At 62.5% G+C, this 21,378-nt stretch carries 26 protein-coding genes; 15 read left to right on the forward strand and 11 right to left on the reverse strand.

Annotated elements, in window-relative coordinates; all coding sequences use genetic code 11:
* Positions 1-7 precede the first annotated feature (7 nt).
* Both mltG and OOT33_RS02925 read left to right on the forward strand, forming a co-directional pair.
* Positions 8-976, forward strand: coding sequence for an endolytic transglycosylase MltG (mltG, locus tag OOT33_RS02920; protein ID WP_307748502.1), 969 nt, complete (start codon positions 8-10; stop codon positions 974-976).
* Between the two features lie 56 nt (positions 977-1,032).
* Complete coding sequence (locus OOT33_RS02925) at positions 1,033-1,242, forward strand: hypothetical protein (RefSeq protein WP_307748504.1); 210 nt, start codon at positions 1,033-1,035, stop codon at positions 1,240-1,242.
* On the opposite strand, the gene OOT33_RS02930 is transcribed toward OOT33_RS02925, so the two are convergent.
* A complete protein-coding gene (locus tag OOT33_RS02930; protein ID WP_307748505.1) occupies positions 1,232-2,422 on the reverse strand; it encodes a DUF418 domain-containing protein in 1,191 nt (396 codons plus the stop codon). The genes OOT33_RS02925 and OOT33_RS02930 overlap by 11 nt on opposite strands.
* Positions 2,423-2,465: 43 nt before the next feature.
* Here OOT33_RS02930 and OOT33_RS02935 point away from each other — a divergent pair, with 43 nt between their 5' ends.
* Positions 2,466-3,260: a methyltransferase domain-containing protein gene (locus OOT33_RS02935; RefSeq protein ID WP_307748506.1), complete on the forward strand. Its 795-nt coding sequence runs from the start codon at positions 2,466-2,468 to the stop codon at positions 3,258-3,260.
* A complete protein-coding gene (locus tag OOT33_RS02940) occupies positions 3,257-3,799 on the forward strand; it encodes a GNAT family N-acetyltransferase (protein ID WP_307748507.1) in 543 nt (180 codons plus the stop codon). The genes OOT33_RS02935 and OOT33_RS02940 overlap by 4 nt, the downstream gene beginning before the upstream one ends.
* 234 nt (positions 3,800-4,033) lie before the next feature.
* On the opposite strand, the gene OOT33_RS02945 is transcribed toward OOT33_RS02940, so the two are convergent.
* The 3 genes from OOT33_RS02945 to OOT33_RS02955 all read right to left on the reverse strand — a co-directional run bounded on the left by OOT33_RS02945 (position 4,034) and on the right by OOT33_RS02955 (position 7,760).
* Complete coding sequence (locus tag OOT33_RS02945; protein ID WP_307748508.1) at positions 4,034-4,717, reverse strand: hypothetical protein; 684 nt, start codon at positions 4,715-4,717, stop codon at positions 4,034-4,036.
* 192 nt (positions 4,718-4,909) lie between these two features.
* Positions 4,910-7,150 (reverse strand): phosphoribosylformylglycinamidine synthase subunit PurL, encoded by a 2,241-nt coding sequence (gene purL, locus OOT33_RS02950; RefSeq protein ID WP_307748509.1) that lies wholly within the window; start codon positions 7,148-7,150, stop codon positions 4,910-4,912.
* A gap of 226 nt (positions 7,151-7,376) precedes the next feature.
* A complete protein-coding gene (locus OOT33_RS02955) occupies positions 7,377-7,760 on the reverse strand; it encodes a hypothetical protein (RefSeq protein WP_373690484.1) in 384 nt (127 codons plus the stop codon).
* Positions 7,761-7,980: 220 nt separating this feature from the next.
* Here OOT33_RS02955 and OOT33_RS02960 point away from each other — a divergent pair, with 220 nt between their 5' ends.
* The 6 genes from OOT33_RS02960 to OOT33_RS02985 all read left to right on the forward strand — a co-directional run bounded on the left by OOT33_RS02960 (position 7,981) and on the right by OOT33_RS02985 (position 11,811).
* Positions 7,981-8,226: an exodeoxyribonuclease VII small subunit gene (locus tag OOT33_RS02960; protein ID WP_307748510.1), complete on the forward strand. Its 246-nt coding sequence runs from the start codon at positions 7,981-7,983 to the stop codon at positions 8,224-8,226.
* A gap of 1 nt (position 8,227) precedes the next feature.
* Positions 8,228-9,145, forward strand: coding sequence for a farnesyl diphosphate synthase (locus tag OOT33_RS02965; protein WP_307748511.1), 918 nt, complete (start codon positions 8,228-8,230; stop codon positions 9,143-9,145).
* Position 9,146: 1 nt separating this feature from the next.
* Positions 9,147-9,665, forward strand: a complete 519-nt coding sequence (gene coaD / locus OOT33_RS02970; protein ID WP_307748512.1) for a pantetheine-phosphate adenylyltransferase — start codon at positions 9,147-9,149, stop codon at positions 9,663-9,665.
* A gap of 86 nt (positions 9,666-9,751) precedes the next feature.
* Positions 9,752-10,414, forward strand: a complete 663-nt coding sequence (locus tag OOT33_RS02975; protein WP_373690485.1) for a peptidylprolyl isomerase — start codon at positions 9,752-9,754, stop codon at positions 10,412-10,414.
* Positions 10,415-10,445: 31 nt separating this feature from the next.
* A complete protein-coding gene (gene queA, locus OOT33_RS02980) occupies positions 10,446-11,474 on the forward strand; it encodes a tRNA preQ1(34) S-adenosylmethionine ribosyltransferase-isomerase QueA (protein ID WP_307748513.1) in 1,029 nt (342 codons plus the stop codon).
* Between the two features lie 88 nt (positions 11,475-11,562).
* The gene (locus OOT33_RS02985) at positions 11,563-11,811 is read left to right on the forward strand and encodes a hypothetical protein (RefSeq protein WP_307748514.1); all 249 of its coding nucleotides are present in this window, start codon (positions 11,563-11,565) and stop codon (positions 11,809-11,811) included.
* A gap of 4 nt (positions 11,812-11,815) precedes the next feature.
* Here the strand turns inward: OOT33_RS02985 and OOT33_RS02990 are convergent, their stop codons facing one another.
* From OOT33_RS02990 to OOT33_RS03000, 3 genes are read right to left on the reverse strand one after another with little or no spacing between them, the layout of a single operon-like run.
* The gene (locus tag OOT33_RS02990; RefSeq protein ID WP_307748515.1) at positions 11,816-12,838 is read right to left on the reverse strand and encodes a sulfotransferase; all 1,023 of its coding nucleotides are present in this window, start codon (positions 12,836-12,838) and stop codon (positions 11,816-11,818) included.
* Positions 12,831-13,211 carry a hypothetical protein gene (locus tag OOT33_RS02995; RefSeq protein WP_307748517.1) on the reverse strand — a complete coding sequence of 127 codons (381 nt, stop codon included), beginning with the start codon at positions 13,209-13,211 and terminating at the stop codon, positions 12,831-12,833. The genes OOT33_RS02990 and OOT33_RS02995 overlap by 8 nt, the downstream gene beginning before the upstream one ends.
* A 12-nt stretch (positions 13,212-13,223) precedes the next feature.
* Positions 13,224-13,442, reverse strand: a complete 219-nt coding sequence (locus tag OOT33_RS03000; RefSeq protein ID WP_307748518.1) for a hypothetical protein — start codon at positions 13,440-13,442, stop codon at positions 13,224-13,226.
* Positions 13,443-13,666: 224 nt separating this feature from the next.
* On the opposite strand from OOT33_RS03000, the gene OOT33_RS03005 reads away from it, so the two are divergent.
* Positions 13,667-15,691, forward strand: coding sequence for an EAL domain-containing protein (locus OOT33_RS03005; protein ID WP_307748520.1), 2,025 nt, complete (start codon positions 13,667-13,669; stop codon positions 15,689-15,691).
* Positions 15,692-15,716: 25 nt separating this feature from the next.
* On the opposite strand, the gene OOT33_RS03010 is transcribed toward OOT33_RS03005, so the two are convergent.
* Positions 15,717-16,706 carry a crotonase/enoyl-CoA hydratase family protein gene (locus tag OOT33_RS03010; protein WP_307748521.1) on the reverse strand — a complete coding sequence of 330 codons (990 nt, stop codon included), beginning with the start codon at positions 16,704-16,706 and terminating at the stop codon, positions 15,717-15,719.
* Positions 16,707-16,979: 273 nt separating this feature from the next.
* On the opposite strand from OOT33_RS03010, the gene OOT33_RS03015 reads away from it, so the two are divergent.
* Together OOT33_RS03015 and tgt are read left to right on the forward strand one after the other, a co-directional pair.
* Positions 16,980-17,129 (forward strand): hypothetical protein, encoded by a 150-nt coding sequence (locus OOT33_RS03015; RefSeq protein WP_307748522.1) that lies wholly within the window; start codon positions 16,980-16,982, stop codon positions 17,127-17,129.
* 47 nt (positions 17,130-17,176) lie between these two features.
* Positions 17,177-18,319, forward strand: coding sequence for a tRNA guanosine(34) transglycosylase Tgt (tgt, locus tag OOT33_RS03020; protein ID WP_307748523.1), 1,143 nt, complete (start codon positions 17,177-17,179; stop codon positions 18,317-18,319).
* A 9-nt stretch (positions 18,320-18,328) separates the two neighbouring features.
* Here tgt and OOT33_RS03025 read toward each other — a convergent pair whose 3' ends face one another.
* Together OOT33_RS03025 and OOT33_RS03030 are read right to left on the reverse strand one after the other, a co-directional pair.
* On the reverse strand, positions 18,329-19,180 hold the full coding sequence (locus OOT33_RS03025) for a histidine kinase dimerization/phosphoacceptor domain -containing protein (RefSeq protein WP_307748524.1): 852 nt from the start codon (positions 19,178-19,180) through the stop codon (positions 18,329-18,331).
* 30 nt (positions 19,181-19,210) lie between these two features.
* A complete protein-coding gene (locus tag OOT33_RS03030) occupies positions 19,211-19,426 on the reverse strand; it encodes a NepR family anti-sigma factor (protein WP_307748525.1) in 216 nt (71 codons plus the stop codon).
* A gap of 217 nt (positions 19,427-19,643) precedes the next feature.
* Between OOT33_RS03030 and OOT33_RS03035 the strand changes: the two genes are divergently transcribed.
* Together OOT33_RS03035 and OOT33_RS03040 are read left to right on the forward strand one after the other, a co-directional pair.
* Positions 19,644-20,441, forward strand: coding sequence for a response regulator (locus OOT33_RS03035; protein ID WP_307748527.1), 798 nt, complete (start codon positions 19,644-19,646; stop codon positions 20,439-20,441).
* A gap of 89 nt (positions 20,442-20,530) precedes the next feature.
* Entirely contained in the window at positions 20,531-21,160 is a 630-nt protein-coding gene (locus OOT33_RS03040) for a sigma-70 family RNA polymerase sigma factor (RefSeq protein WP_307748528.1), read from the forward strand.
* Here the strand turns inward: OOT33_RS03040 and OOT33_RS03045 are convergent.
* Positions 21,153-21,344, reverse strand: coding sequence for a hypothetical protein (locus OOT33_RS03045; protein ID WP_307748529.1), 192 nt, complete (start codon positions 21,342-21,344; stop codon positions 21,153-21,155). The genes OOT33_RS03040 and OOT33_RS03045 overlap by 8 nt on opposite strands.
* Positions 21,345-21,378: the final 34 nt, after the last annotated feature.

Consider the following 21,378-nt stretch of genomic DNA (forward strand, 5'->3'; position numbering starts at 1 on the left):
GCTTACCATGCGCCGCACTGTGCTGATCCTGCTTGGGCTGGTGCTAGGCGGTGTGATGATTGCCGGGGCGGTGTTGGTGGCGGGATGGACCTGGCCCGGCCCCGCGCGGGAGGACACTGCATTCACCCTGCAGAGCGGCGCAACTTTAAAGGGCGCGGCGGTGGAGCTGGAGCGGGCCGGTCTGGTTAGCTCCGCCGATCGATTCTATCTGCGCGCGCGGCTGCTTGGCAGCACATCGGCAATCAAGGCGGGCGAATATCTGGTGCCCGGAGGCGCGAGCGAGAAGGAAATTCTCGCAATTCTCGTCGGCGGTGTGGGAATCAACCGATTTATCACCATTCCCGAAGGGATGCCGTCTATCCTCGTCTACGAGCGGCTGATGGCGGCAGACCAGCTCACCGGTACGGTTGAAGTCCCCGCCGAGGGAAGCATACTTCCTGACACCTATGCGTATGACAAGGGCGACAGCCGCGCTGAGGTGCTGGCGCGAATGCAGGGGGCGATGGCGCGGGCGCTCGATGAAGCCTGGGCCAGCCGTTCCGCCCACACGGTCGTCAAGTCCAAGGCCGAGGCGGTGACGCTTGCCAGCATCGTTGAAAAGGAGACCTCGGTGCCGGCGGAGCGGCGCATGGTCGCGGGGGTTTATTCCAACCGCCTGCGTGTCGGCATGCGGCTACAGGCAGACCCTACGATCATCTATCCGCTCACCAAGGGCAAGCCGCTCGGAAGGCGGATCAAGCGGTCGGAAATCCTTGCCGTGAATGGGTACAACACCTATTCAATGGCTGGTCTGCCGAAGGGGCCGATTGCTAACCCCAGCAAGGCGTCGATCGAAGCGGTGCTGAACCCGGAGAAAACGAAGGCCCTCTATTTCGTCGCGGATGGCAGCGGAGGGCATGTCTTTGCCGATACGCTGGAACAGCACAACGCCAATGTCGCCAAGTGGTTTGCGATCAGGAAAGAGCGCGGTATTTGACCAGTTCGGTTTTTTTGCGCTTGAGGTGATCGCATGGGCGGTTCTAAGATGCGGGTATGACGACAGAGACTGACGAAACTTCTCCCCAGACCCCCGACGATTCAGCGCAGAACAAGGGTGCCAGCTGGACCAAGCCGGCCCTTATTGGGCTGGGCGGCGCGGTCGCTTCTGCGGCATTAGCGGCTGCGGTGATCTATGCCGGGCGATCAAAGCGCAAGAACGTCGACAAGCTCGCCGCTGCCGAGAAAACCCCGCCTACCGACTGAGGCTCTGGAGCCTGCCCCGCGTCAGGCTGCGCCATAGCCATTCGGCGGGGCCATAGCGGAAGCGGGCGAGCCAGAGCGGCGCCCAGAACAGCATCAGCGCCCATAGTGGCAGCACGAAGAGATAGACCTGCGCGCGGGGAACGGAAGCGAACAGGCCCAGTCCCCAGCCGTAAAATACTCCGGTCATTACCAAACTGCTGAGCAGATAATTGCTGAACGCCATGCGTCCCGCCGCCGCAACCCGGCCAAGGAACGCCCCGGGGGCCGCCATCGAAAAAGCGAGGATTAGAGCGGCATAGCCGACTGTGAGCGGGATACGGAAGGGGAACGACCAGGTCATTACCACCGCGAAAGTGGTGGCGGGATCGAAGCCGCGGGCCCACGCCCAGATGCCTAGTCCCAGCATGGGCGGCAGGCCGATGAGGAAGCAGTGGCGCGCGGTGCCGAGATATTGTTCGCGCGCCCATTTGCCGCTGAGGAATCCGCCCTTCAGCATCGCCATGCCGAGCAGCATGAAGCCGAGCGTATCGAAACTCATGTAGAGCAAACCCGCCAATCCCCAGTGCCAGATATCCGCGAGTTTGTGCGCGAAGATGCCGGCCCAGCTGCCTTTGTAGAGGGCTATTTCCACGTGGATAGCTGCTCTGTCCAACAGCTGGGGGTAGTAGGAGAGGGTGCCGTCCTGTTGGATTCCAACAGTGAGCACGATGAGCAGCGCCAGCTGGGCCGCGAAGGTGAGGAAGGCGAGCTTTACCAGCTCCATCGGCTGCCTGCCCGCAAAGCGCATCGCGACCAGCCCGATCAGCGCATACAGCGTCAGGATATCGCCCCACCATAGCAGCAGATAGTGCGCGATTCCGAACGCAAACAGCCAGAAGCTGCGCGAAATCATGTAAGATTGCCCGTTTTTCCCGGCCATTTCCGCGCGGTCCATCAGCAGGATCATCGACGCGCCAAAGAGCAGCGAGAACAGCCCGCGCATCTTGCCATCCACCGCAACGAACGACACCAGCCACGCCAGCCTGTCCGCCACGCTCTCCCCACCCCAGGCATTGGGGTTGATATAGGCCGCCTGCGGCATCGAAAAGGCGATGATGTTCATCAGCAATATGCCCATCACCGCGAAACCGCGGGTGATGTCGATCATCGGCAGGCGGTTTTCCTCGCGCGCGGGGGCCATGTTGGTCCTTCACCTTCTCATGATTTGCGCATAGGGCTTTGTCATGATCGAGCAGCGCGCGCAACGGATTGGCAGAGCTTTTGGCGCGGCCGCCCCGCATTATGACGCGCATGCGGGCATCCAGCGCGTGGTCGCGGCGACGCTGGCGCAGCTGTTGCGGCTTCAGCCGGTCAAGCCATCGGCCGATGGCGGCAGGCTGCGCATCCTCGAAATCGGCTGTGGCACCGGGCTGTTGACGCGCCATCTGCGCGGCCTGTTCCCGGATGCCGAGATCGTCGCGACCGACATATCGGCGGAGATGATCGCGCAAGCCGAGCGGGGCGGCGATCTGGCGGCGCGCTTCCTCGTTATGGATGGCGAGGCCCCCGCGTTTGACGGCCCGCATTTCGACCTCATCGCCTCAAGCCTGACCTTTCAATGGTTTGCCGACCTGCCGAGCGCGCTGGACCGGCTGACGGCGCTGTTGCGGCCCGGCGGCAGCCTGATGTTCGCAACGATGGCGGAGCGCAGCTTTCACGAATGGCGCGCCGCGCATGAGGCACTCGGCTTGCAGGCGGGGACGCCGCTCTACCCCGATGCGGATGCGCTGCGCGCGATGCTCGCCCGCCATGCCGACGCCTTTCTGTTCGAGGAGGAGTATGCGCATGACTTTGGGCAAGCGAGGGGGCTGCTCGCGCATCTCAAAGGGATCGGCGCGACGGTGCCGGTCGAGGGGCGCGAGCCGCTGGTCGCCGGGCAGATGCGCAAGGTCATGCGCGCGTTCGACAAGGCGGGCGGGATGTGCACCTATCATGTCGCCTATTGCCGCGTGACCCGGGTGGCGGAGCATCGGGCATGAGCGATGGCACCACGATCCGCCGCGCTGTGTCGGCTGACGCCTCCGCGCTGGCGGTGCTCAAGAGGCGCACGTTTCGCGAGACATTCGTGGATGGCCCGGTGCCCATTGAGTATAGCGCCGAGAATCTGGCGCTGTTCGAGCGCGAGTCCTACGGCGAAGATGTGGTGGCGGCGCAGTTGCACGATGCGCGCCGGGCGCATTGGGTTGCGCAGGCGGGCGACGGTAGTCTCGTCGGCTATGCTCATGTCGGCCCGTGCAAGCTTCCGCACGCGGAGGCGCGGCCAGAGCATGGGGAGCTGTATCAACTCTATGTGACCGAACACTGCCAGGGCACCGGGCTGGGCAGGGCGTTGCTGGACCATGCGCTCGATTGGCTGGCCGAACATATGCCGGGGCCGGTATGGCTCGGCGTGTTTTCAGGCAACCACCGCGCGCAACAGGTCTATGCCGCGCGCGGGTTCGCCAAGGTCGGCGATTATGGCTTCAAGGTCGGCGATCAGTTCGACCATGAGTTTATCTATCGCCGTGACGGGGATTAGGGGGGGGGTGGGATTTGGGTCGGTCTGAACCAGATTTTGGGGCTGTCACCACTACCGACGTCATGCTGAACTTGTTTGGCTTCGCCGCCCTGCGGGTCAGCATCCATTTCGCGGCAGGCTCTGATATGTGATCGAGAAGCAGCTCTGAATCAGAACCTAAACCAGTTCGGAATCCCTTTCGCCCAAACTGACATGATCAAGGCAGCGGCTAGTTCCGAATGCATTGATATAACATCAGCCGGGCATTTTGCGCTTCGGTAGCTTATTGGCCAAAAACTTGGTCAATGTCGTAACGAAACCATCCGCGATGATTTGCTTGGCCGTAACCACACTGTCAGCATCCTTGACCGATAGGTGAGCAGTTTGATCCCATAAAGTTGCGCCTTTTTGAGTTTGCGCGTCATCATAAAAGGTGCGTGCATAAAAGTCACTGAACAGGTGCGATTTGATTGCGCCGCCCTGGAACGTTTGGGTGCCGACGTAGAGTTCAATATAGCAAGAGTCCTGTGCTGTGCTATTACGCGCCATACTTGATTTCAAATCTTTGAGCTGGCTATCCGAAATGGCCTCGTGTTCGAATACCAAAGTATTTTTCTCGGCTCCGGTGTAACTGCCCCAAGACACCGACGCGATCGTGTCCGGTAGCACTTTAATGTTCAGAACGTCTTCCATTACTCCTTCGACGCTGGCCGCCGGATATTTTCGGTCATACTGATCTTGCAAAACGGCACCTACAAGGCCGAAAGCACCCAGGTTAGATGCGGACTTAGTTCTGTAAATACTACGCTGCCAGATATGAATGCTGCACGAATCCGACTTTGCCCCTTGGGGCGGCTCACCGCTGGCGAATGCGGCAACTGAAAGACAAAGCCCAACAACGCCCGAACCGAATGCAAGTCCAACCGGAGCACGTCTCATAGCTATCCTCCCGCAACATAACTACGTCTCGAAAAACGCGATTGAAGCAGAACCCCGCTCATTTGAAAATCCCTATCGTCAACAAGCTCTAGGACATAGACGCAGGGTTGCTTTTCGATCACATCGTGGAGCCTGCCGCGCAATGGATGCTGAAACAAGTTCAGCATGACGGGGAGGTGAGGTTGCTCCCCCTCAAACCTCTCCGTCCATCAGCCTCGGGAAGAAGCCCTCATGCGCGGTGCGCAAGTCGGTGAGGGAGACGGCGTGGTCGCTGTCGGCCAGTTCGAAGATCAGGCGGTTGGCGACGGTGCGGCCGATGGGTTGCACCGGCACGCCCGCGGCTTCGCCTGCGGCGAGAAAGTCCGCCAGCGCGGCGTCGCCGATGGTGACGATGTAGACCCCCTGATCCTCGGCGAAGAAGGCGCGGGGATCATCGAAGGCGTGGTCGGCCTCGTGGCTCTGGATCATCGCGCCGATATTGCCGGCGAGCGCCATTTCCGCGACCGTGACGGCGATGCCGCCGTCCGACACGTCATGGCAGGCGTTGATGGCGCCTGAGGCGATCTGCGCGCGGATGAAGTCTCCGGTCTTGCGCTCTGCGGCGAGATCGACCGGCGGGGGCGGGCCGTCTTCGCGACCGTGGCATTCGCGCAGCCAGATGCTCTGGCCGAGATGGCCCTGCCAATTGCCGACGGCGAGGATGATGTCGCCCACGCCCTTAAACGCAATGGTCGCGTTCTTCGTCCAGTCCTTCAGCAGGCCGATGGCGCCGATGGCAGGCGTGGGGAGAATGGCGGAGCCGCCCCCGGTCGCCTTGCTCTCGTTATAGAGGCTTACGTTGCCCGAGACGATCGGGAAATCCAGTGCGCGGCAGGCCTCACCCATGCCCTCGAGGCAGCCAACAAATTGGCCCATGATCTCCGGCCGCTGCGGATTGGCGAAGTTGAGGCAATTGGTGACGGCGAGCGGGGTGGCACCCACCGCCGTGATGTTGCGCCAGCATTCGGCGATGGCCTGTTTGCCGCCCTCAACCGGGTCGGCAAAGCAATAGCGCGGGGTGCAATCCGTGCTGATCGCGATGGCCTTGTCTGTGCCGTGGACGCGCACCAGCGCGGCGTCTCCGCCCGGCGCCTGCACCGTGTCTCCGCCGACCTTGTTGTCATATTGCTCCCAGATCCAGCGGCGCGAGGCGATGTCCGGGCTGCCCATCATCTTGAGCAGATCCGCGCCCATGTCTGGGCAGGCGGGAACGTCTGTGAGGGGTGGGCGCTTGGGCGTGGGGACGTGCGGCCGGTCATAGAGCGGCGCGTCGTCCGCCAGCGGGGCGAGCGGAATGTCGCACACCGTCTCGCCATGATGGACGAGGACCATGCGGCCGGTGTCGGTCACTTCACCGATCACCGCGAAGTCCAGCTCCCACTTGTGGAAGATGTCTTGCGCAAAGGCCTCCTTGCCGGGCTTCAGTACCATCAGCATGCGCTCCTGACTTTCGGAGAGCATCATCTCGTAAGCGGTCATGCCGGTTTCGCGCTGGGGCACCTTGTCCATATCGAGCCGGATGCCGACGCCGCCCTTGGAGGCCATCTCGACGCTGGAGCTGGTCAGCCCCGCCGCGCCCATGTCCTGTATCGCGACGATCGCGTCTGACGCCATCAGCTCAAGGCATGCCTCGATCAGCAGCTTTTCCGTGAAGGGATCGCCGACCTGCACGGTGGGGCGCTTTTCCTCGCTGTCCTCGCCGAAGTCCGCGCTCGCCATCGTCGCGCCGTGGATGCCGTCACGCCCGGTCTTGGAGCCGACATAGACGATGGGGTTGCCGACGCCGGAGGCTGCCGAATAGAAGATCTTGTCCGTCTCCGCGACGCCGACGGTCATGGCGTTGACGAGGATGTTGCCGTCATAGGCGGGGTGGAAGTTCACCTCGCCGCCCACGGTGGGTACGCCGACGCAATTGCCATAGCCGCCGATGCCGCGTACCACGCCGCTGATCAGGTGGCGCATCTTGGGGTGATCGGGCCGGCCGAAGCGCAGCGCGTTCATGTTGGCGATGGGGCGCGCGCCCATGGTGAACACGTCACGCAGGATGCCGCCCACGCCGGTCGCCGCGCCCTGATAAGGCTCGATGTAGGACGGGTGGTTGTGGCTCTCCATCTTGAAGATCGCTGCCTGTCCGTCGCCAATGTCAACCACGCCCGCATTTTCGCCGGGGCCGCAGATGACCTGCGGGCCTTGTGTGGGGAGTTTCTTCAGGTGGATGCGCGAGGATTTGTAGGAGCAGTGCTCCGACCACATCACCGAGAAGATGCCGAGCTCGGTAAGGTTCGGCTCACGCCCGAGCGCGTTCAGCACGCGGGCATATTCTTCCTCGCTGAGGCCGTGTTCGGCGACGATCTGGGGCGTGATAGCGGACTGGGCTGTGGCTGTGTCGGTCATGGCCCACGCCCTTAATCAACTTGCCGCACGGTTGGAACCGCTTTTGCTGTGCCAGGCGCAATAAAATGGGCCGGGTGATCGCTCACCCGGCCCTCATATTTGTCCGAAATTTGCCGCTGCGCTGAAATTTCGGGTTTCGGTGCCAGCCCGCTCCCCCTCCCAACCGCCCGATATGGTATCCTGTGGGCGGTTGGGAGGGGGAGCGGGCTGGCACCGCTCTATAGGATTACGCCTTGCAGCTCTGCGAGCCCTTGCCCGGCAGCTCGGCAGTGACGGCGTCGCCATTGCCGGTGAGCGAATAGCCAGGCGCGGTGTAGGGCTTGCCCGGCTCGGCCATCTGGAGCTTGGTGGCGGTGCCTTCCTTCTCGGTCTTCACCATCGCGGTCTTGTCGTCAGACATGAAGTCGACGAACAGCAGCGAGCCATCGCCGCAGCGGTAGGATTTGCTGACCTTCACGCTGGGCGGCAGCTCGACCGGAGCGGCGTTGTTGAGCTGATCGGCAAGGGGATCCTGCGGCGAGCGGTCGATCACCTCGGGCTGGTCGTTGTTGCACGCGGCGAGCGCGAACAGGGCTGAAAGAGTGGCAATGTGCAGGCTTTTCTTCATCATGGGCTTTCCGAGTCAATATGCAGCAGATGGTGGTAAAGCGAAAGCTGCCTAATGTGCAGGCGCAGCAATTCCGTCAATGGTTAACGGTATGGACGTCGCATTTTTTATGGAAAAAAGTCTCAGTACGTAAAAATAATCCTCAGGGGTGCACAGGTGGGCGAGACACGCGGCGCTTGACCGGGGGCGAGGGGGACGCCAAAGCTGCGTTATGGGACAGGATATGTTAACCCCGCCAGAACAGGACGCGCTGTCGTTCGAGGACGCGCTGCGCGAGCTGGAAGCCATCGTGCACAAGCTGGAGCGGGGCGATGTCGCGCTCGATGAGTCGATCGCGCTCTATGCGCGCGGCGAGGCGTTGCGCGCGCAGTGCCAGAAGCGGCTGGCCGATGCCGAGGCGCGGATCGAGAAGCTGACCCTGGGCGCGGGCGGGGTGCCGTCCGGCACGCAAGCCTTTCGTGCGGACTGAGATGACCCAACCGGGTGACGGAGATAAAGGCGCGGTTTTGCTGAAAAGCGCGCTCTCCGAAATCTGCGCTGATGTCGACGCCGCGCTGGGCCGCCTCTTGCCGGTGCCGGATGACCCACGCCAGCCGCTGTTCGAGGCGATGCGCCATGCGGCGATCGGTGGCGGCAAACGGATGCGGCCCCTGCTGGTGCGGGCGGCGGGCGCGCTCTTCTCGCTCGACCCGGAGCAGCTGCTGCGGGTCGGCGTCGCCGCGGAGTGCATCCATGTCTATAGCCTCGTGCATGACGACCTGCCCGCGATGGACAATGACGACATGCGCCGGGGCAAACCGACGGTGCACAAGGCGTTTGACGAGGCGACGGCGATCCTTGCCGGAGACAGCCTGCACGACCTCGCCTTCGAGATACTGGCGAGCGAGGAAACGCACCCCGATCCGTTCGTGCGCATCAACCTGGTGCGCGCGCTCGCGAAGGCGAGCGGCATCAACGGCATGGCGGGCGGGCAGATGATGGACATCGCGGCGGAAGGCGCGGTGTTCGACCTGCCGACGATCACAAGGCTGCAACAGCTGAAGACCGGCGCGCTGATCGGCTTTTGCCTGGAGGCGGCGGCGATCATGGCGCATTTGCCGCCCGAAGCGCGCACGGGCCTGCATGGCTATGCGCACGATCTTGGCCTTGCCTTCCAGATCGCCGACGACCTGCTCGATATCGAGGGTGACGCGGCGGTGACCGGCAAGGCGGTGGGCAAGGATGCGCAGGCGGGCAAGCAGACCTTCGTCTCTCTGCTGGGCGCAGATCGGGCGCGCGAACAGGCGCGGATGCTCGTGAATCAAGCCAAGGCGCATTTGCACGAGCATGACGAGCGGGCAGACCTGCTGCGCGCCATCGCGGACTATGTGATCGAAAGGGACCACTGACATGGGGGACAATAGAGGCAGGCGGATCGGGGTCTATCCGGGCACGTTCGATCCGATAACGCTGGGGCATATGGACATCATCCGCCGGGGAGCGAAGCTTGTGGACAAGCTCGTGATCGGCGTGACGACCAACGCCAGCAAATCTCCCATGTTCAACCTGGACGAGCGGCTGGAGATGGTTCAGCGCGAATGCGCCGGTCTGGAAACCGAGGTCGAAGTCGTCGCGTTCGACGCGTTGCTGATGGATTTCGCGGCGGCACAGGGGGCGGGCGTCATCATCCGGGGGCTGCGCGCGGTGGCGGACTTCGAATATGAATATCAGATGGCGGGGATGAACCAGCAGATCAACGACACGGTCGAGACGGTGTTCCTGATGGCCGACGTCTCGCTCCAGCCGATCGCCTCCAGGCTCGTAAAGGAAATTGCGCTCTATGGCGGCCCAATTCACCGTTTTGTGAGTGCCAGCGTATGCGAGGAAGTGGGTGAGCGGGTCCGCCAAATGGGGCGGAAAGGAGCATAACGCTCATTTTTGGTTCATCCGCATCTCATTATCGCGCATATGGTGCGCAGAATCGCAATCGGAGAGGCTATTTGATGAAGCCCAGCATGTTTGTTCGGATGGCCCTCGCGGCGTTGATGGCCTTCGGAGCCGTCGGCAGCACCGGCACCGCTTACGCCCAGAACAAGGCGCAGGCGGAGGAGATGGAAAAGGCCGAACGCTCCGCCAAGGCCGCGCGCCAGGCCGAGGAATTGCGCAAGGCGCCCAAGGCGGCGCTGCCTCCCGCGAGCGTGCCGCTCGACCCGGCGAATGTCTGGGTGCTTCAGCTCTCCAACGGCGGCACGGTGCGCATCCAGCTGCGGCCTGACGTTGCGCCCAACCATGTCGCGCGCATCAAGGAGCTGACGAACCGGGGCTTTTATAACGGCCTGATCTTCCACCGTGTGATCGATGGCTTCATGGCGCAGGGCGGGGACCCCAAGGGCGATGGCACCGGGGGATCTGACCTGCCTGATCTCAATGCCGAGTTCAGCTATCTGCCCCATGTGCGCGGTGTCGTCTCGATGGCGCGCGCGCAGGATGAAAACAGCGCCAACAGCCAGTTTTTCATCATGCTCTATCCGCGCATGCAGCTTGACCACAAATATACCGTGGTCGGCCGCGTGATAGACGGCATGGCTGCGGCGGATGCGATCGCCAAGGGCGAGCCGCCCGAGAACCCGACCAAGATCGTATCCGCGCGCATGGAAGCCGCCGCTCCGGCAAGCTGACAGGCGCAGTGCGGGGTATTCCGCAGACCCTATGGAAGTAAATCTTTTCGACTTCGTGCTGCCGCCGGAGCGCATTGCCCTGCGCCCCACCGAGCCGCGCGATGCCGCGCGCATGCTGGTGCTGGAGGGCGCGGGCGGCCTGCGCGATGCGCACGTGCGCGATCTGCCCGGCCTGCTGCGCGCGGGTGACTGCCTCGTGTTCAACGACACCCGCGTGATTCCGGCGCAGCTTGAGGGGCGGCGCGGAGAAGCGCGCATCGGCGCGACGCTGCACAAGCGCATCGACCTGCGGCGCTGGCAGGCATTTGTGCGCAACGCCAAGCGGTTGCGCGCGGGCGACCGGATTGACTTCGGTGCGGGCGTTTCCGCGATTGCCGAAAACAGGGATGACGAGGGCGGCTTTACTTTGCGCTTCGATGGTGACGAGCCGGTAGAGGTGCTGCTGGAGCGGGCAGGGCGGATGCCGCTGCCGCCTTACATCGCGGGAAAGCGCGCCGCCGACGAGCGCGACAAGGCGGATTACCAGACGATGTTCGCGCAAAAGGATGGCGCAGTCGCAGCGCCGACGGCCGCGCTGCATTTCACGCCAGCGCTGATCAAGGCGCTGGAGGAGGCGGGGATCGGCACCGAACGGGTGACGCTCCATGTCGGCGCGGGAACGTTCCTGCCGGTCAAGGCAATGGATACCGACGACCACCGAATGCACGCGGAATGGGGCAGCCTCGGCGCGGACGTGGCCGAGCGGCTGAACGCCGTGCGGGCGCGGGGCGGGCGGGTGATCGCGGTTGGCACGACTTCTCTGCGCGTGCTCGAAAGCGCGGCGGATGAGGCGGGGTTGCTGCAGGCATGGACGGGCGAAACGCGCATCTTCATCACGCCCGGCTATCGTTTCCGCGCGATTGACGGGCTGATGACAAATTTTCACCTGCCGCGCTCTACGCTGTTCATGCTGGTCAGTGCGCTGATGGGGCTGGAGCGGATGCAGGCGGCCTATGCCCATGCGATTGCGCGCAGCTATCGCTTTTACTCATATGGCGACGCGAGTCTGCTTATCCCCTGACCGGCTCCTTCTCTCGGCTGTGGCGGAACCATCGGCCATGCCATCTATTGTAACCGCCAAGGCGCAAATTTTATAAAAGGAGCAGCCAATGGCACTATTGAAATTAGCATTCGCATCGGCGCTGGGCTATGGCCTGTACCGCTATATGAAGAAGGGCCAGCACGATATGTCGCGTGCTGCATTTGCCACGGGAGAATCGACGCCCGGCACGGTCGATGTGCGCAACGCCGGCCAGGAAGCGATGGCGAGCGACATCAATGACTGGGACAAGCTGGATCAGGCAAGCGACGAGAGCTTCCCGGCGAGCGATCCACCGTCTAGCAACCGCTTCACCTGAGCTTTTAGCCGAAACTTTTTCGGGAAAGGTCGCCCAGCTCAGAGAAGAGCGCGGCGGCCTTTTTCGTGAGGGCCGGGTCGGTCTGTGGCGCGGCGCGCTCAGGCAGCGCGCGGATTTCCTGTAGGGAATTGGCCTGGATGCCGATGCGGGAGGCTATCGCCGGCCAGAGCGTGGGGTTGCCCGCCAAGTCATCTGAGGGCACAATCAAGACATTGGCGTGGGCTTGCGCCGTTTCGATCAACGCCTGATGAGCGGAAATCCAGCGGGCAAGCCAATAATCCGGCGTTTGCGGGGCACCCGAAATTTCCTCGCTTCCCCATGCAAACGGGCGGTGTGTTGCGCCGAACTCGTGATGGCCGAGCCATTGCATATAGCTCTGGGTAAAGCGGTCAGCTTCAGCAAAGCGGCGATGCTGTGAGAGCAGGCTCATCGCGTGACTGACGGGATCGCGCACCGGCACGAGGAAGGTCGAATCCGGCATCGCCTTTGCCAGCGTGGGCAGGCGCAGGATCATGTTGTTGTTCTTCGAGAGATAGCGCGTCTTGCCGGTGCGCAGCAGCACTAGGCGAATGAGCTCGCGATAGCCGGTGATCTGATCCCGGTCCGGCTTGTGCGGGGTCAAACGATCCTTGCGGATATAGTCCTTGCCCGCGAATACCCGCCAATAGACCTCGTCCAGCGCCTCCGGGCTATGCTGATCGACCGCGATGCCGTCGCCATGCGCGCGCTCCTTCTTTTCGCCAGCCTGCGCGCCGCGCGCCGAGACCTTACGCCACAGATTGGGTGCGAGCACGAACGGCATGTCTGCGTAGGTAAGCGAACCGAACGCGCCGGAGCCGTGGATTTCGCGCATCAGGATGGTCGTCCCCGCCCGCGCGAGACCGCAGACGAAAACGTGGCGGCCTAGGTCCGCTGGCGCCGCCTTGAGGAACATGCCTTTTTCGATGTCGTGGATCATCTCGGCGCGTATGGACGAGCCGAGCGCCAGATGATGCAGCAGCTTGTCGAGCGCGCCGTAGTCAGCCACGCATCACCTTGAGACGCAGCACCACATAGCCGATGGATACGGCGCACAGCAGGGCAAGAGCGGCGGGCTGCATCAGCAGATCGAGCCAGCGCGTCTCCCCGCCCGGCGCGACAAGGCCGACAAGCGCGACCGGCGCCACCGCGCAGCACAGCAACACGAAAAACAGCACCGAACACCGGGCCATGCGGGCCGAATAGACCGGCAATATCCGCTCTTTCCAGTGATCGGAAATGCGCTTGCTCGCAAGGACCGCGGCCGATTTGCGCGCGACCTCGCCCAGACCCTGCGCCTGGCGCAGCACCGGCAGGCGCAACAGCAACTCGCTCGCGACTATGGCGGCGATCACGAGCAGGACGATGTCGGTCAACGTCATACCGCTGGCGACTTAGTTGGCGCTGCCTTCGTCCTTGTCCTTCTTCTTGCGCAACCTGAGCATGCGCTTGACAGGATACCAGATGATCGCGAACAGACCGAGGAAGATCGAGCCGATCACGCCCAGCACGGCGCCGATCGCGCCGGCGCCGACCCCGGGGCCGATATAAGCCAGCGCTGGGGTTGGCAGCAGAAACAGCGTAAGCATCGCCGAAAGGGCGATGGCGGGCATCCGGCTCATCATGTCGTCACGCATTACAGTTCCCCGAAGATCAGCTTTGCCCCGCTTATGCGATATGGCGTGGCGGTTGTCACGGCCATCAACCATGAATTTGTTGCGAGAGCGAACACCATCGCGCGCTCAGTCGCTGTGCCGTTATGGGACAGTTGCTGAACCGCGGTTAACATTTTGTCAACGCCGCGCAGGCATAGCCAGCATGGGATTTGGAGAAGCCTTTGCGCAGACTGGGCACACGACTGCTGACTCTTCTCGCGCGGACGAGGGCGAGCGAGGCCGACATCAGGCGGCCGCTCGTGGAGAGCCTGTATGCCTCGCCGACATCGCTTGCTATCGGCGCGCTTTCGGGTTTCCTCCTCAGCGTCGCGATCGCCCATATCTCGCATGACCCGGTTATGACGGGATGCGCTGCGGTCATCTCGCTGATCGCGGTGGGACGGACGATTTCCGCCATTTTCTATTACCGTAAGCTCAAGAGCGGCGTCGCGCGGGCCTATCGCCGATGGGAGATGGCCTACGAGCTTGGTGCGTGGAGCTATGCCGCGATGCTCGGCATGCTGGCGCTGGTGACGCTGGTGCGCACGGACAACCCGGCGATACACATGCTCTCGGTCTCGCTGGCGACAGGCTATGGCGCGGGGATTGCCGGGCGCAATGCGGGTCGGGTCAAGATCGCGCTGGGGCAGACCAGCCTTGCGCTGCTACCCACGGTGGTGGGACTGTGGTTGAGCGGCGATTTCGGCTATCGCGCGCTCGCGGTCGTGCTGTTTATCATGATCTTCGCGATGCGCGACATCACCCGCACCACCCACAACATCGTTGTAGAGGCGCTGCGGGGCAAGCAGGAGAAATCGCTGCTCGCAGCCAAGTTCGAGCGGCTCGCCCGCTATGACAGCCTCACCGGCCTTGAAAACCGCATGGCGATGCAGATGCGCCTGCGTGATCTGTTTGCCGCCAATCGGTACACCCATGACGCCTTTGCAATCCTGTGGATGGATCTCGACAAGTTCAAGGAAGTCAACGACTCGCTCGGGCATCAGGTCGGCGATGGCCTGTTGCGCGCGGTGGCGGAGCGGCTGAGCAGCACGATCGGCGACCGTGGGCATGTGGCACGCTTTGGCGGTGACGAGTTCGTGATACTGTGTCCCGAAGCCAACCGCACCGTGGCGCAGGAACTGGCGGCAGACCTGCTGGCCGCGCTGGCGAAGGGCATGCGCGTCGGCCAGCATCTGCTCACCAATACCGCATCGATCGGCATTGCCGTCGGCCCGCAGGACGGGCGCGACGCCGAGGAGCTGATGCAGCATGCCGACCTTGCGCTCTATGAAGCGAAGAACATGGGTCGCAACCGGGTCGTCAGCTTCGTCTGGTCGATGAAAGAGCGTTTTCACCGCCTCCACGAGATCGAAACCGGGCTGCGCCGCGCGGTGGCGAACGGAGAGCTGGTGCTGAAATTCCAGCCGATTTTCGAGGTCAAGACGGGCCGGATCGCGGTTTGCGAGGCGCTGTTGCGCTGGAACCACCCCACGCTGGGCCAGATATCACCGTCAGAGTTCATCCCGGTAGCCGAGAGCACGGGTACGATCGAGGAAATCACGCACTGGACGATCGACAGTGCGTGCGAGGCAGCCGCGCTTTGGCCCGAGGACGTTCGCCTCGCGATCAATATCTCTCCCGCCGTGCTGCATTCGGGCGCGCTTCCCACTGCGGTGATCGAGGCGCTGGTCAAGACCGGGCTGTCTGCGCGCAGGCTGGAGCTGGAGATGACCGAGTCCGTGTTCCTCGACGATGACACGCACACCCAGCATATGCTCAAGGCGTTGCAACAGATCGGCCTCCGCATGGTGCTCGATGATTTCGGTACCGGCTATTCCTCGCTGAGCTATCTCCGTTCCTATCGTTTCGACGGCATCAAAATCGACCGCAGCTTCATGACCGGCATTACCACCAGCGTCGAGGATCAGGCGATCGTGCGCGCGGTCGGGCTGATGGCCGAGGCGCTGGACATGGAGGTGGTCGCCGAAGGGATCGAGACGCAGGAACAGCTCGACTATGCGAGAGAGGCGGGCATCCACACCGTCCAGGGGTTCCTGATGAGCGAGCCGCAATCGGTGGCGGCCATGACCGACATGGTGCTGCGCAGCGTCACCATCCCGACGGCGATCGCAGCAAAAGCAAGCCGAACAGGCGCGGCGATGAATGCCGTAGCGCTATCCAAGGAGCGCCGCCGCGCAAACGGGTAGGCGCGCTTTTGCTTTGAATCAGGGTCTAGCGCCGGTGCAACCGTGTCTGCGCTGCCGCCAGCCTGCGCATCATCCTTATGTCGCGCTCGGTCAGCTTCATCGCCGTATCGACCCAGCCGTCCACGATATCGCGCAGCTCCGCCAGTTCCAGCGGCATGACCCGCCGCCCGGCGCGATAGACGCCCAGTTGCCCGGCATGACGCTCCCGATTGGTGGCGATATATTCGCGCGCCACCTCTTCGCCCTTGCCCGGATCCGCGACGACCGTGATCACGCCCATCTCGTGCATTTCCTCTGCGGTATACACCCTGCCGGAAAGGATCATCCGCTCCGCCACCGCATGGCCCAACCTGCGCGCGAGTATCGAATATGCGCCCATGCCGGGGAAGAGGCCGAACAGCACTTCGGGCAGGCCAAAGCGGGCCTGCCGTTCGGCGATGATGACATCGAAGCACATCAATGCCTCGAAGCCGCCGCCGAGCGCGTCACCCTGCGCCAGCCCGATATTGATCACCGGCATGTCGTTGCAGTGCCAGACGCGATCGACGATATCGACGCACAGGTGGCTATATTGCCTCAGCGTTTCGCGATCCTGATTTTCGATGCAGCGGGCGAACATCTCCAGATCGCCGCCGAGATTGAAGACGCCGGGGAAGCGCGAGCCCAGCACCATGTAGCGCAGTTCATCCGGGTTGGCCGCGAAGACTTTCTTCGCTTCCATCTGCCATGCCATCGTGTCTCGCAGCAGGCCGATATTGTAATTGGGCCGGTCCAGCGGCGTGATGAACGCCCACAGCGTGCCGAATTCCGGCTCCCACTGCACGTCGATCTGGCCGAGATCGAACAGCTTAGACTGCCCCGGAAGATCGAAGTCTGTTTCGAGTGCGGCGGGCGAGGGAGGCTCCGCATGCACGATCTTGGAGCGATGCCCAGCCATCGTCGCTGACTGCTCCGCACGGGTGGGGATATCCTCGATAACGGCAAGGCCCCGTGTGCCGATGCTGATCTCGTCCATCATTCCCCCATTTTTGGCATAGCGTCCCTGTTGGGGGGACCGGAACATGGGAAAGGTGACCGCGCAACGACGAGACTCGAAGAATCGTGTCTCGTTAACCAAATAACTCGGCTCCCGTTGCTAAAAAACAACAATAAAATCCGTAGTCTGTTAATAATCATGGTAAATTTGCAACAGGGCTACACCGTTGCTGCGGTGAGCGTGAGGAACTTTTTACTAACCATATGCCCTTAGTCTGCTCTCATGATTCGCAGGCAACGTGACAAGACCCGGATGACCCTGATCCTCCATACGACGGAAGGGGTGGGTTGGCCGTTGCGCCTCTCCGCCGACTGTGCGCAGTTCATCGGGCGATATCGCCGCGTGGACAATTTCGGTCCCGCATCCGGCCTGCTGCATTTCCTTCCGGGGCATATCGCCTGACATAATCTTTGCTGACAGGCCGTTGGCTAGGTCCTAATGCGCGTGGCATGAGTGACCAACCGCCCCGTTTCCAGTTCAGCGTTCATGCAACCGAAGGCAAAGCGCGCACCGGCGTTATCCACATGATGCGCGGCGACATCCAAACGCCCGCCTTCATGCCGGTGGGGACTGCGGCCACCGTAAAGGCGATGCGTGCCGAGGAAGTTCGCGCGGCCGGTGCGGACATCATCCTGGGCAACACCTATCATCTGATGTTGCGACCCGGCGCGGAGCGGGTAGCGCGGCTGGGCGGGCTGCACCGCTTCATGGGGTGGCAGCGCCCGATCCTGACCGACAGCGGCGGCTATCAGGTGATGAGCCTCTCGGCGCTCACGAAGATGAGCGAGGAGGGGGTCGCTTTCGCCAGCCATATCGACGGGTCACGCCATATGCTCAGCCCGGAGCGATCGATGGAGATCCAGCGGCTTTTGGGTTCAGACATTGTGATGGCGTTCGACGAATGCACGAAGAACGGCGCGACCTATGATGAAGCGGCGTTCTCGATGGAGCGGTCCATGCGCTGGGCGGCCCGATCCCGCGCGGGGTTCGATATCGGCGAGGAGCATGCGCGCCGTTCGGCCCTTTTCGGTATTCAGCAGGGGGCTTTGGATCGGGACTTGCGGGCTATATCCGCGCAGAGATTGATCGACATCGGCTTCGATGGCTATGCGGTGGGCGGCCTCGCGGTAGGGGAGGGGCAGGAGGCGATGTTCGCCACGCTGGACTTCGCGCCTGACATGCTGCCGGTCGACAAGCCTCGCTATCTGATGGGGGTGGGCAAGCCGGATGATATCGTGGGCGCGGTCGAGCGCGGGATCGACATGTTCGATTGCGTGCTGCCGACGCGTTCGGGCCGCAATGGACAAGCCTTCACCTGGGACGGGCCGGTGAATATCCGCAACGCCCGCCATGCGGAGGACGACGCGCCCCTCGACCCCGCCTGTACGTGCCCGGTGTGCCAGCACCACGGCCGCGCCTATCTGCATCACCTCATCAAGGCCAAGGAGATATTGGGCGCGATGCTGATGACGCAGCACAACATATATTTCTATCAGTCGTTGATGGCGCAGATCCGTGGCGCGATATCTGAAGGGCGCTTTGCCTCCTTCGCTGCCGACTTTCGCAACAGGTACAGCGCGCGCGGCGGATAAGGGGGCGGCCTATCCCGCCACCGGAATGACAAGGCTGTAGCGCCCGGCCTCCCCATCATGGTCCAGCGGCGTACGCAGCTGACGGGCGAGGCCACCAAGCACCCGGCCGCACAACTCCGCACCGCGCTGCGAGGCGGCGCTGGACTCCTGCTGAGGCGGCAATTGCAGGGTCAGGCAGGCCTTGCTCCTGTCATCTTCCAGAAGTTTGAGACTTACATACAGTGTTCCTGTTGCTCCTTGGGAAATAGCGAGGTCGGCGAGCTCGGCAGTCATGAATGCCACCGGGGCCGCAACATCGTGGTGCAGCAGGATATCATCGGCCTCTACGCTGAAGTCGAGTTCGCCGTCTCCCTGGATCTGGGCCGAGGTCCGCAGGCTGGCGACGATTTCGTTGAGCACGACACGGGCGCGCACACCGTTCTGGTGCTCCAGCTCTGCATAATGGTTGCGCTGGACCACAGCGAGCGCGTCGACACGCCGCTGGATCGAAAGATAAGCAGCGGCTTTGCCGGGATCGTCTGTTGCGCGCCAGTGGAGGCTGATCAGGCTCGAAATAATCTGAAGGTTGTTTTTGACCCGATGGTGAACCTCACGCGTGAGGCGCGTCTGATCCGCGAGTGCGCGCTGCATTTCGTCCTCATGCCGCGCAACATCGCGAGTGAGGGCATGGAACGCCTCGCTCAACTCCGCTATTTCCTGCGCGGCGCTGGTTGCAGCAGCAGGCGGATTGAGGATCTTTCCCGGGCGATATGTCGCTAATTCGCGACGCAGAATGACCAGTGGACGTACGAGCAACCGGCGGGCGAGGTACCAGCTCACCATGGCCGCAACCACTGCGGCGAGCGCGAACAGCAGGGACATCAACACGCTGCTATGGTCCCACACAGACCGTCAACTCAGGCGTTTGAGCAGATCAAGCATTTCATCGGGTACGCTCTCTTCCACCGTTTTCTGGTAGATTGAGCGTAGGGCATTGCCCAAGGTGGCATTTTCATCTGCAATCGGGGCCAGGGGAGAACCATCGATCCTGTCTCTAGCGGTCTTACCAGGCTGAACGGCTGGGTCCACGGCCTCCCCCTCGGCCCGATCCGGCTCGTTATTGGTCATCCCTTCATCCCTTTTGCCCCAATGATGACGAAACATAATTCACTGTCCGTTCACAACGGCTATGGTCCATAGGCTATTGTAGGCGTGCCGCCAAGATTGCCGCCTTGAACAATTAAGACGACCGCAAGGAAACTATTTTGCGGTTGGTTGGTTCCATGGTTTTTGGGGCTTGCAAAAATTGTCGACGCCGCCAGAGCGAGAAGGGAGTGTATTCACTATGTCTTTGGGCCAACAGCTTTATCCCCATCTCCCGTTTCTTCGCCGCTATGCTCGTGCGCTGACGGGGAGTCAGATGCGGGGAGATGCCTATGTGCGTGCGACGCTGGAGGTCATCGTAGAAGCGCCGGACGAGTTTCCCAAGGACATCGACGTCAGGCTCGGCCTCTATCAGATGTTCAACAAGATCTGGGCGTCGTCTGATCTTGAGACTAACGATTTCGGCGGCGGAGACGAAAGCGAGCGGCAGGCGCTTGCGCGCGCGCGGCTGGCGCGGATGACACCGCTGCCCCGCCAGGCGCTGTTGCTCACCGCTATGGAAGGTTTCAGCCATGCCGAGGCAGGGCAGTTGATGGGGATCAGCGGCCAGGAGGTGGAGGCGCTTGTCAACGAAGCCATGAGCGAGATCGACCGCCAGACGCGTGCTTCCGTACTCGTCATCGAGGACGAGCCGATCATCGCGATGGATATCGAGACGATCGTGCGCGACATGGGCCATGACGTAACCGGCATCGCCGTGACGCGCGACGAGGCCGTGCAGATGGCGCTGTCCACCCGCCCGGGATTGGTGCTGGCAGATATTCAGCTCGCGGATGACTCCAGCGGTATCGACGCTGTGAAGGACATTTTGGCCGAGTTTTCGGTGCCGGTTATCTTCATCACCGCGTTTCCCGAGCGCCTGCTCACGGGCGAGCGTCCGGAGCCGACATTCCTCATCACGAAACCATTCCAGCGACAGACCGTTAAAGCTGCGATCGCGCAGGCGCTGTTTTTCGACGAAGCGACAAGTCCTGCGTGATCAATGATCTGCTTGGGTCTTGTCTCCAACGAGCGGCGGCCCATCTTTAACCCTCAAGGCGGGGCAGTGCAGGCTCGCGAAGGAATGGTATGACGGACGAGACGGGCCAACGAGAGGAAATGGCCGTTGCGCTGAGTGATGATGCTTTCAAGCAGGAGCTGGCGGCCGTGATACCCCACCTGCGTGCGTTCGGCCGGTCGCTTTCCGGCTCGCGCGACGTGGCGGACGATCTGGTGCAGGAAACGCTGATGAAGGCATGGGCCGCGCGCGGTCGCTTTCAGGCGGGCACCAACATGCGCGCCTGGACATTCATTATCCTGCGCAACCATTTCCTGTCGCAAAAGCGCCGTGCGCGCTTCACGGGGGAATGGGACGACCTGGCGGCGGACCGCCTGCTTGCTGCGCCTGCGGGGCAGGACAAGCAGCTGGAACTTGCTGATATGCAACGCGCGCTGCTGCAACTGCCCGAGAGCCAGCGCGAGGCGCTCATACTCGTGGGAGCGGGTGGCTTTGCCTATGAAGAAGCAGCGGAAATCTGCGCGGTCGCTGTCGGCACGATCAAGAGCCGGGTTGCGCGTGCGCGCGCAGCCCTGGAGCAGATCCTTGAGTCAGGTGCGCTTCCGCCGCGCGCGGGCGGGCCGCGCGACCGGGATGGCGCCGGGCCGCTCGCGGAAATCATGGCGGATGTGGATCGCTTAAGCGGCGGGACGCTTAACTGAAGCAATCCGAGGCGTCTTGATCCAGCCGCATCAGCAGTGCCTGCATATCCTTTGGCACTTCACCATATTTTCCAGCGGGATAAGCAGAGACCAGCGCCCTGCCAATCGCTTCCCGTTGAGCGGGCATATCCTGCCGCCGATCTCTTTCCATTTTCAAATCTCTAAGGCGCGTGTGGTCATTCATGCTAGGAAAGACGCAGGTCCTGCGGCATGGTTCC

The sequence above is a fragment of the Sphingobium sp. DEHP117 genome, assembly GCF_030867385.1.
Lineage (GTDB): Bacteria > Pseudomonadota > Alphaproteobacteria > Sphingomonadales > Sphingomonadaceae > Sphingobium.